Source organism: Empedobacter sp. GD03865, assembly GCF_029840775.1.
Taxonomy (GTDB): Bacteria; Bacteroidota; Bacteroidia; order Flavobacteriales; family Weeksellaceae; genus Empedobacter; species Empedobacter falsenii_B.
Genome location: NZ_JAOCDF010000015.1, coordinates 43552 through 61513 on the forward strand (window position 1 = coordinate 43552; position 17962 = coordinate 61513).

Here is a 17962-nt window from a genome sequence, read left to right on the forward strand (position 1 = left end):
CAGATAGAAAATTAAATTGTATGAAAAAGATTATCTATTCTTTCATACTCTTATTAGTAGGGGTTGGAACATTAAACGCTCAATCAGCAAAACAAATCTTAGACAAAGTTTACGCTAAATATACCAACGCAAACTCGTATTACATCAAATTTGATTTTAGCCATAATGCAAATGGAAAATCAACAAGTCGTTCGGGAGAAGTTTTTGCAATGAAACAAAAATTTAACTTGAATGTAGGCGATATCAACCAAATTTTCACAGGAACTAAATTATATACAATTGCAAAAGATGACAAAGAAGTAACTATTTCTGATGCATCTAACACAGATGATTTCTTAACACCAACTAAAGTTTTAAACACATATCGTACTGATTTCAGCTACGCTTTAACAGATAAAAAAACCGTTGGAGGAAAAACAATTCAGTATATAAAATTAACGCCAACTAAAACTTCAACAATCAAATATTCGGTTTTAGGAGTCAATACAGCGAATAATCAAATCCATGATTATAAAGAATATGGTAAAAATGGAGATACAATGTCTATCGTTGTAAAAGATTACGTTCAAAATTTACTTATTCACAAAAGTTACTTTAACTTTGACCAAAAGAAATATAAGTCGCAAGGCTATATTATTACACAATTATAATCAATGTTAAAAAAGCTTGACTGGTATTTAATTAAGACCTTTTTAGGTCCATTTTTTTTCATTTTTAGTGTTCTGTTTTTCATCTTTATTGTGCAGTTTGCATGGCAAGAAATGGAAAAATTTATTGGAAAAGGTTTAGAATGGTACACTATAGCGGAATTACTTTTTTATTTTGGTATTAACGTGGTGCAACTTGTACTGCCACTTACCATTCTTTTGGGGTCTATCATGACAATGGGAGGATTTGGTGAGCGTTACGAGTTGGCAGCAATGAAAGCGTCTGGAATCTCTTTAACAAGAATTCTTGCCCCACTTTTTGGATTAATTATGTTAATGTCAATAGGGTTGTATTATTTTGGAGACAAAGTAATGCCTTATTCTCAACGAAAAGCAAGAACAATGCTCTATAGTATTTTACAGACAAAACCTACTGTAAATATGAAAGAAGGTGTTTTTATTGAAACGGTTCCTGGTTTTCAGATGAAAATTAATAAAGTTACGGGCGAAAATTCAGAAAAATTAGAAGACGTTTTTGTTCATCAGAATGCACCTTTTGGAGAAAATACGATGACAATTATTGCGAAAAAGGGAAATCTTGCACCAGACAAAAATGATAATCATTACTTGAAAATGGAACTTTTTGATGGAATTGCTTATACCGATAACATCAAAAATAAAAACTTTGATCAACGCAAACGTCAAGAAAATCAATATACTAAATTTGATACGCTTAATTATTACATTGATATTTCGGATATTTTAAATTCAGGGAAAGACGAAGATCCAGGAAACTCGTATAAATATTTGGATGGAAAAGGTCTGAGACATTTGATAGATTCGTTAAATGTAGACTATAAAAAGTATTATTCAGATTTAAAAACAAATATGTTCAATCAGAATTATTATTACTTTCATAAAATGAAAGAGATTGATTCTGTAAATACCAAAATGATTTTCGATATAAAAGAACATTCTGCTCAAGATCAAGACAGAATTATCAATCAATCGATACAAATGGTAAATCGAGATCAAGAAAATATGTTATTTTCTGAACAAGAAATTATAGGTCGAGAAAAACTATATGCAAAAGTAAACATTCATTACAACCGAAACTTTTCGTACGCAGTAACGTGTATTATTTTCTTTTTGATAGGATCTTCGTTAGGAGCAATTGTTAAAAAGGGAGGAATTGGAATGCCGGTTGTTATTTCTATTGTCATATTCGTTATCTATTTTATTCTAAATTTCTCCGCAGAAAACATGGCGAAAAATGGTAAATTAGACTCAACTTTTGCTGCTTGGGCAGCGAATATTATCGCGCTTCCGTTCTCTATTTTATTTAGTTATAAAGCCAACCAAGACTCAGGATTATTTGACATAAGTATTTACATCGATCCGATTATAAAATACTTTAATAAGTTTAAGAAAACAAACAAAAACGAGGAGCATTCTCGTTATCAATAACATAAAACAATGGAAAATAGATCATCTCAATTAAACACAATTGAAGAAGCTTTAGAAGATTTAAAACAAGGAAAAGTTATCATTGTAGTTGACGATGAAGATCGTGAAAATGAAGGAGATTTCCTATGTATCGCCGAGTTTGCTACGCCAGAAGTCATCAACTTTATGGTAACGCATGGACGCGGATTGGTTTGTACACCACTTACACAACAAAGATGTAAAGCATTAGGCTTAGATCTTATGGTTGGTCACAATACAGCGATTTATGAAACGAATTTTACCGTTTCTGTCGATTTACAAGGACATGGTTGTACAACAGGAATTTCGGCTTCGGATCGTTCTAAAACTATTCAAGCTTTAATTGACGAAAATACAAATCCAGATGATTTAGGAAAACCAGGACATATTTTCCCTCTTATAGCAAAAGATGGTGGAGTTTTGGTTCGCATGGGACATACAGAAGCTGCTGTTGACTTAGCTCGCATGGCGGGACATTATCCTGCTGGATGTATTGTCGAAATTTTGAAAGAAGATGGAGAAATGGCTCGTTTGCCAGAATTGTTAGAGATTGCGAAGAAATTTGATCTTAAAATTGTTTCGATTGAAGATTTGATTGCTTACCGATTAGAAAACGAATCATTAGTAAAACGTATCGAGCAATTTCCTGCAAAAACAAGATTCGGAGAATACGAATTAATCGCTTATCAACAAACAACAAATAATCAAGTTCACTTCGCTTTGAAAAAAGGAAAATGGACAAAAGATGATGTAGTTCCAGTTCGTGTAAAATCAACAAATAGCTACTATGATTTGTTTAGCGCTTTACAAAACGGCGAAACACCATTGTTAGAAAAAACAATGAACATTATCAACGAAGAAGAAAGAGGTGTTGTAATTTTTATTAATAACATTCAAAGTTCTGAGTTGATTGAACAAAAATTAGAGATTTTCAAAAGTTTTTCTGAAGGAAAATCTAAATCAGGTGTTTTACCAGCCGATGAAAAAGATCACGGAATTGGCTCTCAAATCATCAAAGATTTAGGCATCCAAAAAATGAATTTGATTACACGCACTTTAGAAGAACCACATACGACGCAATACGGTTTGGAAATTGTAAAATGTACTAAATTGTAAGAAATAATTCATCACAATATACAAAAGCAGTTCTGAGAAGAGCTGCTTTTTTTTTTGAATCATTTTGTAACTTTTTGATTAAATTGACATCTCATATAAAAACACAATATGCAAAATAAAACTTTAGCTTTAATATTTTTTATTCTTACGAGTATTTCATTTGGACAAAATTCAATAGCTAATAAAATTTACACTTCTGATATAGATAATTTCTGGATAGCTTTTGATAGTATTCAAACTACAAATAATTATTCACAAAAAATAAAATTCATTAATACTTTATACATTGATAAAGGGACAAAAGGTTTAAAATCCTTTATGAAAGTAAGAGATTATAATGATACTCTTTATATTAAACTTATTGATAATTATCCTAAGTTTTGGAATTCTATTAGACCTAATACACTTACCATAAAAAATAAAACAAAAGAATTAACTAAAGCTGTAAAAAAACTAAAAAAACTATATCCTGAGCTAAAAGAAGGAGAAATGTATTTTACAATTGGTGGCTTGCGTTCAGGTGGAACTTTATATGAAAATATGGTTTTAGTTGGTTCTGAAATCGCTACAGGAATTCCAAAAACAGATGTTTCAGAATTTGAAAATGATTGGCTAAAAAATGTTTTTGCGAAGCAATCACTTGATAATATTATTTCACTAAATATTCATGAATATGTACACACACAACAAAAACCAAATGAAAACAACTCATTATTACACCATACCCTAAAAGAAGGTTCGTGCGATTTTATTACAGAGCTTGTTTTAGGAGAACCAATTGAAAAACAATATATTTTTTATGGAAAACAGCACTTCGATGATTTGAAAAAACAATTTAAAGAAGAGATGTTTATAGATGATTTTTCAAATTGGTTATACAATGGAGGACAAAAGGGTGAAGCTGCTGATCTGGGATATTTTATTGGATATGAAATATGTAAATCATATTACAATCAAGCTAAAAATAAAAAACAAGCGATAAAAGATATTATTGAACTGAATTATCAAGATGAAAAAGAAGTTGAAAATTTTCTAAGAAAATCTGGTTTTTACGAAGAAGGTTTTGATAAAGATCAATTAATAAAAGAATACGAAAAAAAACAACCTTATATCATAAAAATTGAGCCTTTCGAAAATGGTTCAACAAATATAGATTCATCTATCAAAGAATTTAAAATTATATTTTCTAAACCAATGAATCCAAAAGAATATTCAATAAGATTCTCAAAAAAAGGAAAAGAGTATAGTCCTAAGTTTACAAAAATCAATTTCTCTAATGATAACACTACATTCGTAATAACTATGGAATTAACTCCAACTAAAGAATATGAATTTGTAATTTCAAATGGTTTCAAATCAGAAGATGGCTACCCATTAAAATTAGACAACAATGAATTAATTATTAATTTTAAAACTCAATAATACAAAAAAAGCTTCTCGAAATCGAGAAGCTTTCTTATTAATAATCATCATAATATTTAATGCGCATAATGTTTACGAGAAACAAAATGCAGAATTTTCTGAACTAATTTTGTGTTTTTATAAAGATTCCAGTTCATTAATAAAACACTGAACAAAATTACTGCCAAACCATAAATCTGCAAATGAGTTACGACATCATCTGTAAAAAAATAACTCAATGCAACGGCTACAATAGGGTTTACATATGCATAAGTAGAAACTTCCACAGCTGGTCGGTATTGCAACAACCAAACATATGATCCGAAAGCAAGAATAGAGCCAAAAGTTGTTAAATAAACCATTGCCATCCAATCTTCTGTCACTACATTCGCAAAATTGAAATTAGCATATTCTCCATTGAAGATTGCAACTGTATTAAACAAAACTCCAGCAGTAATCATTTGCCAAGCCGTTTTGACCATGATGTTCAAATCTTCTTTTGGTTTCGTAACTTCTTTTTTCTGCTTTTCTGTTACATATTTTGAATACAAAGAACCTAACGTCCAAGCAATCGAACAAAAGATAAGAACAATCAACCCAATCATATTTAAGAATTGTTGATCTGCATCTGCATGCACAGTGGTTGTTTGTTCATAGAACAACATCAAAACGCCAACAAAACCTAACAGAACACCTAAAATAGTAGGAATACTTGAAAAATTTTGTTTCCATTTCGGTTTATCTAACACAATAAACCAAATTGCTGCCGATGCTGCCATAATTGCAACAATTCCACTTGGTAAAAATTGTTCGGACCAAATAATCCCAGCCATATCAATAAACAACAACATAAAACCTGTAAACATACATTGTTTCACTATTTGTTTATCCCACAGCTTGTAACCTTTCAATTTACAATACCCCATCAACATTGTGCTCGCCGCAATAAAGCGAAACGAACCCAAAATAAACGGACTAAAACCATGCAAAGCCTTATCTATAAAAAAATAAGTTGATCCCCAAACTACATAAACCACGAAATACGCTGCAATAATCAGCCACTTACTTGGTTGATTCCCTTTCATTCAATCTATATTTTTTTAAATCGTTGGTATAACGATATTTTGTTCTTCTTTTATTGTTTGTAAAACTATAGTTGTACGCGTAGAAGTGATTCCGCCAATTTTACTCAAATGTTTGCGCATCAATTCCACCAAACCTTCGTTATCAGAAGTTCTCACTTTGATTAGATAACCATCTTCTCCAGCAATATCATGAACCTCTAAAACTTCTGGAATTTCGGCAAGTTGTCTTCCTACTGTTTCATCACCGATAATATCTACGGTTTTGATGAACATGTACGAAAGTAATTTTTGTCCAACTGCCACTGGATTTATTTTTGCGTGATAAGCCAAAATAACTTGTTTATTTTCAAGCTTTTTCACACGTTCTAATATTCCAGAAGGTGCCATTCCCAATTCTCTTGCGATATCCGCATTGTTAATACGTGCATTATCTTGCATTAATCGCATGATTTTCAAATCAGTAGCATCTAAATTAAATTCTATCTTTTCCATTTCGACTGCAAAATTAAGACTATTTTGAATAATATTCAAAAAATATATCAAAAATTGTATGTTATTCTTGATATGATTTTAAACTATAAATTAAATTCATTTTAATTCTATAAAACAACATCATTATTCAAAAGAAAAGGCTACTCAAAAAATGAGTAGCCTTTCTATTATTTTAAAAAATTTTGGTTAGAGAATTAGTTTCCTCCTTCTTCCATTTTCTTTTTCAATTCTGCTAATGAATCGATATCTCCTAAAGTAGAAGTTTCGATTGTGTTAGATGAATTGTTGTTATTATTGTTAGATGATCTCTCAGCTTTAACTTCTTCCTCACGGAAAGTAGCTGTGTGAGAAACTACAACGCGACGGAATTCTTTGTTGAACTCGATAACTTTGAAAGATGTTTCTTCACCTTTTTTGATACGAGATCCGTCTTCTTTCTCTAATGTACGAGCTGGAGCGAAAGCTTCAACGTCAGCATCTTCGAATTGTACTGTAGCACCTTTGTCAAATACGTCAACTGCTTTACCTGTGTGAACTGTACCTACTGCATATTTAGCTTCGTACTGATCCCATGGGTTTTCAGTTAATTGTTTGTGACCTAAAGATAAACGACGAGCTTCTACGTCTAATTCTAACACTACTACGTCTAAAATATCATCAACTGCACAGAATTCTGATGGGTGTTTGATTTTCTTAGTCCAAGATAAGTCAGAAATGTAGATTAATCCGTCAACACCTTCTTCTAATTCTACGAATACACCGAAGTTAGTGAAGTTACGAACTTTACCTTTGTGAGTAGAACCTACTGGGTATTTAGTTGTAATATCTGTCCAAGGATCTGGAGTTAATTGTTTGATACCTAAAGACATTTTTCTTTCTTCTCTATCTAAAGTTAAAACTACTGCTTCAACCTCATCACCTACTTTTACGAAATCTTGAGCAGAACGTAAGTGAGTAGACCATGACATTTCAGAAACGTGGATTAAACCTTCTACACCTGGAGCAACCTCAACGAATGCACCGTAGTCAGCTAAAACAACTACTTTTCCTTTAACTTTATCACCAACTTTGATATCAGCATCTAAAGCATCCCATGGATGAGCTTCTAATTGTTTAATACCTAATTGGATACGAGATTTATCTTCGTCGAAATCTAAGATTACAACGTTGATTTTTTGTCCATCTTCTAAGATTTCAGATGGGTGGTTGATACGAGACCAAGATAAGTCAGTAATGTGGATTAAACCGTCAACACCTCCTAAGTCTACGAATACACCGTAAGATGTGATGTTTTTAACTTCACCTTCTAATACTTGTCCTTTCTCTAATTGAGCAACGATTTCTTTTTTCTGAACTTCGATATCAGCCTCGATTAACGCTTTGTGAGAAACTACTACGTTTTTGAATTCTGGGTTGATTTTAACAACTTTGAACTCCATAGTTTTTCCTACGAATTGTTCGTAATCACGGATTGGTTTAACATCGATTTGAGAACCTGGTAAGAAAGCTTCAATTCCGAATACGTCAACGATCATACCACCTTTAGTACGAGCTTTGATGTAACCGTTAACGATTTCTTGAGAATCGTGTGCTTTATTAACAGCATCCCATGCATTTAATGTACGAGCTTTTTTGTGAGATAAAATTAATTGACCATTTTTATCTTCACGTTGATCAACCATTACTTCAACAATATCCCCAACTTTCAAGTCTGAGTTGTAACGGAATTCGTTTAATGAAATAACACCTTCTGATTTGAAGTTGATATCTACGATAGCTTCTTTATCTGTAATACGTACAACTTGTCCTTTGAATACTTCATTCTCATGTAAGTCTTCTAAAGTTGTATCGTACATTTGCTCTAATTCAGCTTTTTCTTTACGATCTTCTTCGTTTAATCCTGATTCGAAAGATTCCCAATCAAATGATTCTGGCGCTACGTTTGCATTAGCAGACGCATCTAATACTGGAGTGTTTAATACAACTTCTTGTACCTCCTCTTGTTTTGTTTCTTTAGACATAATTCTAAAAATTTGTATCTCAATCTATTTTATTTCGAAATCTTCAAATGCAAATAAATGACCGAGAGATGTTTAACTTAATAATTAATCGCTTGATTCCTAAACCATTTTAGCGAGTGCAAAGATAAACAATTATATTTTAATATTTGGAATAATTTTAGATTCAACTCAAAGAAATTTAAGATTTTATAAAGAAATTACACACTTGTTTATTCGTAACTTGTAATCGAATCTCAACTTTATGGATAGTCTAAAGAAAATAAAACGATTTTCTAAAATCGTAAAAGTCGTTTCTAAATATGGTTTTGAAGAAATTCTTTCTCGCGGAAATGATTTGTTTCATTCTGATCACAATACCGAATTTTTCAACCAATCATTCAATCAACGTTTCCGAATGGCTTTGGAAGAACTTGGTCCGACCTATATAAAATTTGGACAATTATTGAGTAATCGTAAAGATTTGGTTCCTGAATCTTTGGTTGAAGAACTAAAAAAATTACAAGATAATGTTCCGCCAGAAGAAATTGACATCAAACAAAAAATTAGAGATGAATTTGGAATAGAACCAGACGAACATTTTCTTTTTATAGAAGAACAACCTTTTGCTGCTGCAAGTATTTCGCAAGTTTATCGTGCCACTTTGTTGAATGGAGAAAAAGTTGTTTTCAAAGTAAAACGATCTAATATTCAGAAAATAATTGAATCAGATTTAGCCCTGATTCGAGACATTGTTCATTTTTTGGAAAAAAAATATGAGAAACTTCAAAAATTATTCATTTCTGAAATCGAAAAATCATTTGAAAATTCAATTCTGAAAGAACTTTCATTAACCAATGAATTTCAGAACATCGAACGTTTCAGAAAAAATTTCGAGAATAGTAAAGATGTTTATGTTCCGAAAACATATGAAGATTATTCGAACAATAATTTTCTTTGCATGGAATTCATCGAAGGCTTCAAGGTAAACGATGTTGAACAGTTAGAAGCTTTAGGAGTTGACCCGAAAAAAATCGTACAGAAAGGTTTTGATATTTATTTGAAACAATTACTTGATGATGGATTTTTTCATGCTGATCCACATCCCGGAAATATTTTTATTTTAAAAGATGGACGACTTGCTTTTATAGATTTTGGTTCGATGGGAATTTTAGCCATCAACGAAAAAGAGGCTTTAGAAAATGTTGTAATTGATTTTGGATTAAAAAATCCGAAACGAATTGTTCGTTCACTCAAAAAAATGGCAATTAAACATTATATCGAAAACGAAAAACAATTAGAACGTGATATTGCAGATATTTTTGATTACTTAGAATACAATACCGTTGATACGATAGAAGTTCAAATCATCATCAAAAAATTCAATAATATTCTACAGCGAAATCATGTTTTATTACCCGAATATGTTTACATTTTACTACGCGGAATTGCGCTTATAGAAGGAATTGGACAACAATTACACGCTGATCTTAATGTGCAACGTTCGATGCGCCCTTATGCAGTAAAATTGGCTCGACAAAAATTTCATCCTAAATATTTGAGTAAAAAAGCAATTGATAATTTTAAAGATATTCAGGATTTAATCAACGATTTGCCAGAAGATACCTTGAAATTAATTGAAAAAGTAAACAATGATAAATTGGCTTTAAACTTCAAGATTGACCAAATAGATAATATTCAGAAATTAATAAAAGATAGTATCAATAAACTTGTTTTAGCTATTCTTACTTTAGCTTTTGGAATTGGAGCAAGTATGCTTGCGAATACGACTGTTCGTCCCATAGTTTTGGATATGCCGTTACTTTCTTGGATTGGCTATTTGTTATCTATTTTTACAGCTGGTTGCATCATTATATTGGTTTTTAGAAAGAAATAATTTTAATCCTAATTTCATAAAAATAAAATAGCCACCTCAATGAGGTGGCTATTTCTATTGTAAGCTATTCAAAGAATTATTATTTCTTTTTTGTAGCTGTTTTTTTGATAACTTTTGTTTCAGTTACTACAGCTGTTCTAGGTAATACCTCAACACGTCTGTTTCTTTGGTAACACTCTTCAGTGTTTTCAGTACATAACAATTGAGATTTTCCTAAACCACGAGCAGTTAAACGAGCTTTATCCACTCCACCTCTTTCAACTAAAATATTAACTAACGCTTGAGCACGTTTTAAAGATAATGTTTTGTTATAAGCGTCTTTACCTCTTTGGTCAGCATGTCCGTCAATGTAGAAGCTTTTTTCTTTTAAATCATCAGAATTTAAAATTTGAGCAGCTACACGTACATCTTCGTAAGAAGAAGGAACAATTTTATCAGAGTTGTATTCGAATAAAATATTAGATAAACGTTTTGCTACGTGAACTTCAGTCCATGGACATCCGTTATTTTCTTTTGGTCCTGGTACAGTTGGACAAGCATCATCTGGATCTGGAATACCATCACCATCTGTATCTGGACAACCTTGGAATTGAGGTAAACCTGGTACATCTGGACAAGCATCATCTTTATCAGGAATACCGTCACCATCTCTATCTGGCCAAGGACAACCATTGTTTTCAATTGGTCCTGGAACTGTTGGACAAGCATCGTCTTTATCTGGAACACCATCACCATCTGTATCTGGACAACCTTGGAATTCAGCTAAACCAAATTCTGTTGGACAAGCATCATCTTTATCAAAGATTCCATCTCCATCAGTATCTGGACATCCGTTTGTTGATGGATCATTTGTAGCAATACCTGGAGTATCTGGACATGCATCTTCATCATCAGGAATACCATCTTTATCTCTATCTGGTCTTCCGAAACGGAAAGTAACTCCTACTGTGTGTTGGAAGAAGTCAAAATAATTGTTTCCTCCGTAAGCTGGTAACCAGTTATAATCAGAAGCAACGTTTAAACCGAAGTTTTTAGTAAACCATAAGTTAAATCCAGCACCTAAAGAAGCTACGAAATGATTTTTCTCTAAATCTTCAACTTCAGTTAATTGATAAGTTTCATTTCCATCACCATTACCATAGTAAGCTGTTAATGGAAATTGTAATCCTGTGTAGTCGTATCTGTGGTAACCAGCACCTACACGGATATATGGATCAAACCAAGAATCTTCTTTTAAGATATAACCATTAGCTAACTTATAACGTAAACCTAAACCAGCATTGATGAATAATTCATCTTTGATACGTAATCTGTTGTTATCAACTTCACCTACTGAAGCAGTTAAATCAACATCAAAAGATCTGTTTAAGTTACGGATGATAGATAATTTAGATAAAGGAGGAACGATATCCCAATTATCTGTTTTGAAATACTGGTTGAATGGTCCAGTGATCGAGTTGTGATCAACTGCGTGAGCACCAACTGTAATTGCCCAAGGATTCTTAGAATTCTGAGCATCTACAAAAGAATTACCCGCTAGGAATAATACTACTGCAGATAATAATAGATTAAACTTTTTCATTATCAAATATTTAGCGTTTTAAATATATTAAATTTTACTTAATTTTATACAATTATAAGACAAATTTAAGAATTCTTTATCATTCTATCCAAATCTCTTTTCAAATCTTTTCCTTTTATTGTGTTTCTTTTGTCAAAAAGTTTCTTCCCTTTTGCCAAATATATCTTCAATTTTGCCAACCCTTTATTGTTTATAAACAGCGTGGTTGCTACAATTGTCAATCCTGTCTCTTTCGTTTTGCGTTCTAATTTTCGCAACTCAGATTTTTGTAATAAAAGTTTTCTGTCTCGTCTCGTTTTATGATTAAAGTATGTTCCCCAATCATATTCGTCAATAAACATATTAACAATATAGAGTTCTCCATCCTTCATTTGACAAAAACTTTCAGTAATCGAAGCTTTTCCCATTCGGATAGATTTTATTTCAGTCCCAAATAATTGGATGCCGGCTTCGTAAGAATCTAATAATTCATACTCAAACCTTGCACGTTTATTCTTAATCGTAACTTCTTTCTGCACTTTATTTTATTCCAATTAAAATTTGTAACTTTGCCGGAAGGTCAAACAAACATCATACCAAAAATTATGTTAAATGTTTCTAATTTATCGCTTCAATTCGGCAAGCGTGTACTTTTCGACGAAGTTAATATAAAATTTACAAATGGCAACTGTTACGGGATAATTGGTGCCAATGGAGCAGGAAAATCTACTTTCTTAAAAATATTATCAGGTGAAATCGATCCAACTTCAGGACAAGTTAGTCTTGAAAAAGGAAAACGTATGTCTGTCTTAGAACAGAATCACTTCAAATATGACGAATATACAGTATTGGATACTGTTTTACGTGGAAATAAAGTATTATACGATATTAAAGAACGTATGGATGCTTTATATGCTAAACCAGATTTTTCTGAAGAAGATGGTATCAAAGCAGGAGAATTAGGTGTCGTTTATGAAGAAATGAACGGATGGAATGCAGAATCTGATGCTGCTACATTATTATCGAATGTAGGAATTGATTCGGATATGCATTATACATTAATGGGAGATTTAGATAATAAAGCGAAAGTTCGTATTTTGATTGCTCAAGCTTTATTTGGAAATCCTGACGTGTTAATCTTAGATGAGCCTACCAACGAATTGGACGTTAATACAATTCAATGGTTAGAGGATTTCTTAGGTAATTTCGAGAATACTGTAATCGTTGTATCGCACGACCGTCACTTCTTAGACGCAGTTTGTACGCATATTTGTGATTTAGATTTCTCTAAATTAAACCTATATTCTGGTAACTATACATTCTGGTACGAGTCTTCTCAGTTAGCTGCAAAACAACGTGCGCAACAAAACAAAAAAGCTGAAGAAAAGAAAAAGGAATTACAAGATTTCATTGCTCGTTTCTCTTCTAACGTTGCTAAAGCAAAACAAACGACTTCTCGTAAGAAAATGATCGAGAAATTAAATATCGAAGATATCAAACCTTCTTCTCGTCGATATCCAGCACTTATCTGGGAACAATCGCGTGAGGCTGGTGATCAAATCTTAGAAGTAAACAATTTATCTGCTTCTGTAGATGGAGAAGTTTTATTTAAAGATGCAAACATCAACTTGAAAAAAGGTGATAAAATTGGTATTTTCTCTCGTAACTCGAAAGCGGTTTCTCAATTTTTCGAAATTCTTTCAGGAAAAGCTCAGCCAGATTCTGGAGATTTTACTTGGGGAATTACAACAACACAAGCGTATTTACCTTTAGATAATACAGATTTCTTCAAAGAAGATATCAACTTGGTTGATTGGTTACGTCAATATACAGAATCAGACGATGAACGTCACGAAGAATTTATGCGTGGTTTCTTAGGGAAAATGTTATTCTCTGGAGACGAAGCTCTTAAAAAATCTTCTGTTTTATCAGGAGGTGAAAAAATGCGTTGTATGTTCTCTCGCATGATGTTATTACGTGCAAACGTATTATTGTTAGACGAGCCAACAGGTCACTTAGACTTAGAATCGATTACAGCATTGAATAATTCTTTGGTTAATTTCAAAGGAACAATTTTAATGGGTTCTCATGACCACGAATTGATTCAAACAACTTGTAACCGTATTATCGAGTTAACTCCAAACGGAATCATCGATCGTTATATGACATATGATGAATTCTTAGATGATCCAAAAGTAAAAGAATTAAAAGCAAAATATTACGCTTAATAATTTCTTTCACAATATTTCTAAAAATCCAGAAGGTTCTACTTTCTGGATTTTTTTATTCATAAATTATTCTATCTTTGAGTTAGAATTTTTCGCATGATTCAACTTCCTACCATATTACTTTATCTCATTATTGCATTGATTATTTTTCTAATCATTATGATTACATATTTGATCAATTCATTAAAATCTGAGAAAAAAATAAGTCATGAGCAAACGCAACGTTTAGACAATTTATCTACAAAAGTTGACGAGTTAAAACTAGAGTCATACGAAGCAAAATTGAATCCACATTTGTTCAAAAATATTCTCAATTCGATTCAATCCAATGCGTACCAAACCTATTATACGATTGATAAATTAGCTAATGTATTGGATTATATTTTGTACGAAAGCAAAGACAATTTTGTGACGATAAAAGATGAAATAGATTTCACTAAAAACTTTATTGAAATTAATAAAGTAAAAGTTTCGCCTTTGTTTGATTTTCAAGTTAAAACAAAAATTGATGAAACTTCACCTTATTATCAAGAAAAAATTATCTTACCTTTATTAAGTATTGATTTTATTGAAAATGCTTTCAAACACACCGATTTCCAACAAGCCAATTCATTCATAAAAATTTTGCTTGAACTGAATAATAAATCATTTCAAATTCAGGTAATGAATAAAATTTCACCAAAAAATAGTTTAAAAAAAGAAACTGGCGGACATGGAAGTCAATCATTAGAACATCGCTTGAAAATGGTTTACGGCGACGATTTTTCACTTTCTAAAACTATTGAACAAGATATTTTTGTAGCCAACTTAAAAATAAATCTACATGAGTTTTATACTAAAATGCATACTAATTGACGACGAAATTCTTGGGTTAAAGTACCTAAAAATGTTGTGTGAACAAATGGAGGATATAGAAGTTGTGAAAGCTTATGTTGATCCTGAATTATTCATTAACGAAATTGAAAATTTAGATTTTGACTTTTGTATTTTAGACATCGAAATGCCTAAAATAAATGGTTTACAAATCGCTAATTTATTAAAAGAAAAACCGTTTATTTTTTCTACTGCTTATAAGGAATATGCTGTTGACGCTTTTGATTTAGATGCGACAGATTATATTCAAAAACCAATCAAAAAAGAGCGTTTACAACAAGCTGTTGACAAAGTAAAAAAACGTTTGCAAAATAGTTTTTCGACACCAAATAATTTTGTGCAATTAAACTCGGATAAAGGAAAAATTTTGTTGCAGTTTAATCAAATTTTGTACATTACAACTTCTACCGTTGACAGCCGTGATAAAGTGGTTTATTATCAAGATTTATCATTCTTGATTTTGAAAAATATCACACTCGATGCATTGTCAGAAATGTTACCCGAAAAAGATTTTGTCCGTATCAACAAACGAGAAATAATCAGCTTACATCACATCAAATATTTCCACTCAGACAACGTTACTTTAGATGTTTTATCAAAAGAAAATAAAGAAATCAATTTGGTATTAAGCGAAGTTTACAAAGCTAATTTTATTGCTCAAATTTCAATTTGATTACAAAAAAAATCCATTTCATTACATTTTACTCGAGTTTAAAAAATATTGATATTTTTCTGTAAATTAATTTCTGACTTTTGTTGAAAATTAACGCCATGAAAAAATCGACAAGAAATTCAATTTTTTATATCGTAACCATTCTACTTTGTTCAATCATGATGTATTTTATTGTGATAAGAGCAGAAGAAATGGAAGCAGGAAAACATGTTGTACAAGCTGCAAACGGAAGCAATTACTTCAATGATTTCATCAACAGTATTACGCATAATATTGGACATCCGCTTGCTATTTTATTAGCACAAATTGTGACCATTATATTTACCGCAAGGGTTTTTGGATGGATTTTTAATAAAATTGGACAACCAACTGTAATTGGAGAAATTATTGCAGGTATTTTCCTTGGTCCTTCTTTTATAGGAATGCATTTCCCAGAATTTTTCGGAGATCTTTTTCCAAAAGAATCGTTAGGAAACTTAGAATTTATCAGTCAGATAGGTTTGATCCTATTCATGTATGTCATCGGAATGGAGTTAGACCTTAAAGTGCTAAAGAAAAATGCACAAGACGCCATAGTTATTAGTCACGCGAGTATCATTATTCCATTTACACTTGGTTTAGCTCTAGCTGGATTAATTTATATGGAATTTGCTCCAGAAGGAATTAACTTTCTATCATTTGCCCTTTTTATCGGAATTTCGATGAGTATTACAGCCTTTCCCGTTCTGGCTCGTATTGTACAAGAACGCGGGATTAGCAAAACTCGTTTAGGTTCTATTGTAATTACTTGCGCTGCAGCCGACGATATCACGGCTTGGTGTTTATTAGCCGCGGTTATCGCCATTGTAAAAGCTGGCTCATTCATCAGTTCATTGTATGTTATTTTACTCGCAATTGTTTACGTTATCGCGATGGTTCGTTTCGTTCGTCCTTTCCTAAAGAGAATTGCAGACGTACATTCGAGCAAAACAACGCTTACAAAACCTATCATTGGAATCTTTTTCTTGGTCTTAATTATTTCTTCATACTTAAGTGAAATCATAGGAATTCATGCATTATTTGGAGCTTTTTTAGCTGGAACAATTATGCCTGAAAATGTGAAATTTAGAAATTTATTCATCGAAAAAATAGAAGATGTTTCATTGGTTTTATTACTTCCGCTGTTCTTTGTTTTTACAGGTTTAAGAACACAAATTGGATTATTAGATAGTCCACATTTATGGCAAACTGCGGGAATGATTATTTTGGTAGCTGTAACAGGAAAATTTGTTGGAAGTGCAGTAGCCGCTAAATTTGTTGGACAAAACTGGAGAGACAGTTTGACCATTGGTGCCTTAATGAATACACGAGGTTTGATGGAATTAGTCGTGCTAAACATTGGATATGATTTAGGTGTCTTAACACCAGAAGTTTTCGCTATGATGGTGATAATGGCTTTGGTCACAACTTTTATGACAGGTCCAGCTTTAGATTTAATCAATTGGATTTTTCGAAAACAAAAGATAGAAAATGAACTTTCTGAAATTAGTCAAAGTCAGAAATATAAAATATTAATTGATTTTCAAACACCTGAAAAAGGTGCTGAATTGTTACGAATAGCTAATAGCTTTATCAAAAAACAAGACGAAAACTCACTTGTTTCGGCAATTCATGTGATGAAAAGTAGCGAAGTGCAACATTTCAATCTTGAAGATAGAGAAGCAGAAATTTTCGAACCGATTATTGAGGTTTCCAAAGAATTACATCAAGATGTAACGACAATGTTCAAAGTTTCTACAGATATGGTTTTTGAGACAATTGATATTGCACAAAAAGGTGATTACGATTTAATGTTGATGGGTGTTAGAAATTCTATTTATTCGGGTTCGTTATTAGGAAATATTTTAGGATTTACGACAAAAATTATCGATCCAGATATTTTGATTGGTCAAGTTACTGGAAAAGAAAACATGTTTGATCATTCAATTTTCAACGAAAGAACGAAACAATTATTGAACAAATCAACAGTTCCTGTTGGAATTGTTTTGGACAAAAATTTTACTAAAGCAGAAAAAGTTTTTCTACCTCTTTTCGGAAATAAAGATGCCGATTTACTGAAATATGCTCAACGATTAATCTCGAATAGCGAATCGCAAATTATTATTGTAGACGTAAGCGGTTACACGAAACGTCATTCAGAAGTAAAAGAAATTATTCGTAGTATCGAAAATATTGCTCCAAATCATATTAGTCTTTCGTACAAACAACAATTGGATAAAGAGTTTTTGGATGAAATGGATTTGATGATGATTAGTATGGAAAGCTGGAAAAACCTTATCGAAACGAAAAGCATTTGGATTTCCAATGTACCAACCACTTTGATTATTTCTGAGTAGAGGAAAATTAATTATATTAGTGGTTTTTAATGATAGATTTAGATTAAATATTTTTTTTAATTTTAGTTGTACAAAAAAATAAAATCTACAATTTAATAAACCTAAAAAAAATGTATAAAATTTTATTACTTA

The 17962-nt window shown here is 31.6% G+C and carries 14 protein-coding genes; 9 read left to right on the forward strand and 5 right to left on the reverse strand.

Annotation, left to right across the window (positions count from 1 at the left end; genetic code table 11):
- The first annotated feature begins 20 nt into the window (after positions 1 to 20).
- The 4 genes from N5D46_RS07490 to N5D46_RS07505 all read left to right on the forward strand — a co-directional run bounded on the left by N5D46_RS07490 (position 21) and on the right by N5D46_RS07505 (position 4670).
- A complete protein-coding gene (locus N5D46_RS07490) occupies positions 21 to 650 on the forward strand; it encodes an outer membrane lipoprotein carrier protein LolA (protein ID WP_280049627.1) in 630 nt (209 codons plus the stop codon).
- A 3-nt stretch (positions 651 to 653) separates the two neighbouring features.
- On the forward strand, positions 654 to 2114 hold the full coding sequence (locus N5D46_RS07495; protein ID WP_280049628.1) for an LptF/LptG family permease: 1461 nt from the start codon (positions 654 to 656) through the stop codon (positions 2112 to 2114).
- A gap of 9 nt (positions 2115 to 2123) precedes the next feature.
- Positions 2124 to 3248: a 3,4-dihydroxy-2-butanone-4-phosphate synthase gene (gene ribB / locus N5D46_RS07500; RefSeq protein WP_280035473.1), complete on the forward strand. Its 1125-nt coding sequence runs from the start codon at positions 2124 to 2126 to the stop codon at positions 3246 to 3248.
- Positions 3249 to 3356: 108 nt separating this feature from the next.
- On the forward strand, positions 3357 to 4670 hold the full coding sequence (locus N5D46_RS07505) for an Ig-like domain-containing protein (protein WP_219034404.1): 1314 nt from the start codon (positions 3357 to 3359) through the stop codon (positions 4668 to 4670).
- Between the two features lie 56 nt (positions 4671 to 4726).
- On the opposite strand, the gene N5D46_RS07510 is transcribed toward N5D46_RS07505, so the two are convergent.
- The 3 genes from N5D46_RS07510 to rpsA form a co-directional block, all read right to left on the reverse strand.
- A complete protein-coding gene (locus N5D46_RS07510) occupies positions 4727 to 5734 on the reverse strand; it encodes an EamA family transporter (RefSeq protein WP_280049629.1) in 1008 nt (335 codons plus the stop codon).
- Between the two features lie 15 nt (positions 5735 to 5749).
- On the reverse strand, positions 5750 to 6226 hold the full coding sequence (locus N5D46_RS07515) for an Lrp/AsnC family transcriptional regulator (RefSeq protein WP_038332665.1): 477 nt from the start codon (positions 6224 to 6226) through the stop codon (positions 5750 to 5752).
- Positions 6227 to 6420: 194 nt separating this feature from the next.
- The gene (rpsA, locus tag N5D46_RS07520) at positions 6421 to 8247 is read right to left on the reverse strand and encodes a 30S ribosomal protein S1 (protein WP_115001847.1); all 1827 of its coding nucleotides are present in this window, start codon (positions 8245 to 8247) and stop codon (positions 6421 to 6423) included.
- Positions 8248 to 8488: 241 nt separating this feature from the next.
- Here rpsA and N5D46_RS07525 point away from each other — a divergent pair, with 241 nt between their 5' ends.
- Positions 8489 to 10120, forward strand: a complete 1632-nt coding sequence (locus N5D46_RS07525; protein WP_280049630.1) for an AarF/UbiB family protein — start codon at positions 8489 to 8491, stop codon at positions 10118 to 10120.
- A 79-nt stretch (positions 10121 to 10199) separates the two neighbouring features.
- Here the strand turns inward: N5D46_RS07525 and N5D46_RS07530 are convergent, their stop codons facing one another.
- Positions 10200 to 11702 carry an OmpA family protein gene (locus tag N5D46_RS07530; protein ID WP_280045222.1) on the reverse strand — a complete coding sequence of 501 codons (1503 nt, stop codon included), beginning with the start codon at positions 11700 to 11702 and terminating at the stop codon, positions 10200 to 10202.
- A gap of 65 nt (positions 11703 to 11767) precedes the next feature.
- Entirely contained in the window at positions 11768 to 12220 is a 453-nt protein-coding gene (smpB, locus tag N5D46_RS07535) for an SsrA-binding protein SmpB (protein WP_038332657.1), read from the reverse strand.
- A gap of 66 nt (positions 12221 to 12286) precedes the next feature.
- Here smpB and N5D46_RS07540 point away from each other — a divergent pair, with 66 nt between their 5' ends.
- The 4 genes from N5D46_RS07540 (at position 12287) to N5D46_RS07555 (ending at position 17830) form a co-directional block, all read left to right on the forward strand.
- Entirely contained in the window at positions 12287 to 13909 is a 1623-nt protein-coding gene (locus N5D46_RS07540) for an ATP-binding cassette domain-containing protein (RefSeq protein ID WP_038332655.1), read from the forward strand.
- Positions 13910 to 14005: 96 nt separating this feature from the next.
- On the forward strand, positions 14006 to 14764 hold the full coding sequence (locus tag N5D46_RS07545; protein WP_280045221.1) for a sensor histidine kinase: 759 nt from the start codon (positions 14006 to 14008) through the stop codon (positions 14762 to 14764).
- A gap of 31 nt (positions 14765 to 14795) precedes the next feature.
- Positions 14796 to 15455 carry a response regulator gene (locus tag N5D46_RS07550; protein ID WP_280049631.1) on the forward strand — a complete coding sequence of 220 codons (660 nt, stop codon included), beginning with the start codon at positions 14796 to 14798 and terminating at the stop codon, positions 15453 to 15455.
- Between the two features lie 98 nt (positions 15456 to 15553).
- Positions 15554 to 17830 (forward strand): cation:proton antiporter, encoded by a 2277-nt coding sequence (locus tag N5D46_RS07555; RefSeq protein ID WP_280049632.1) that lies wholly within the window; start codon positions 15554 to 15556, stop codon positions 17828 to 17830.
- The last annotated feature ends 132 nt before the right edge of the window (positions 17831 to 17962 follow it).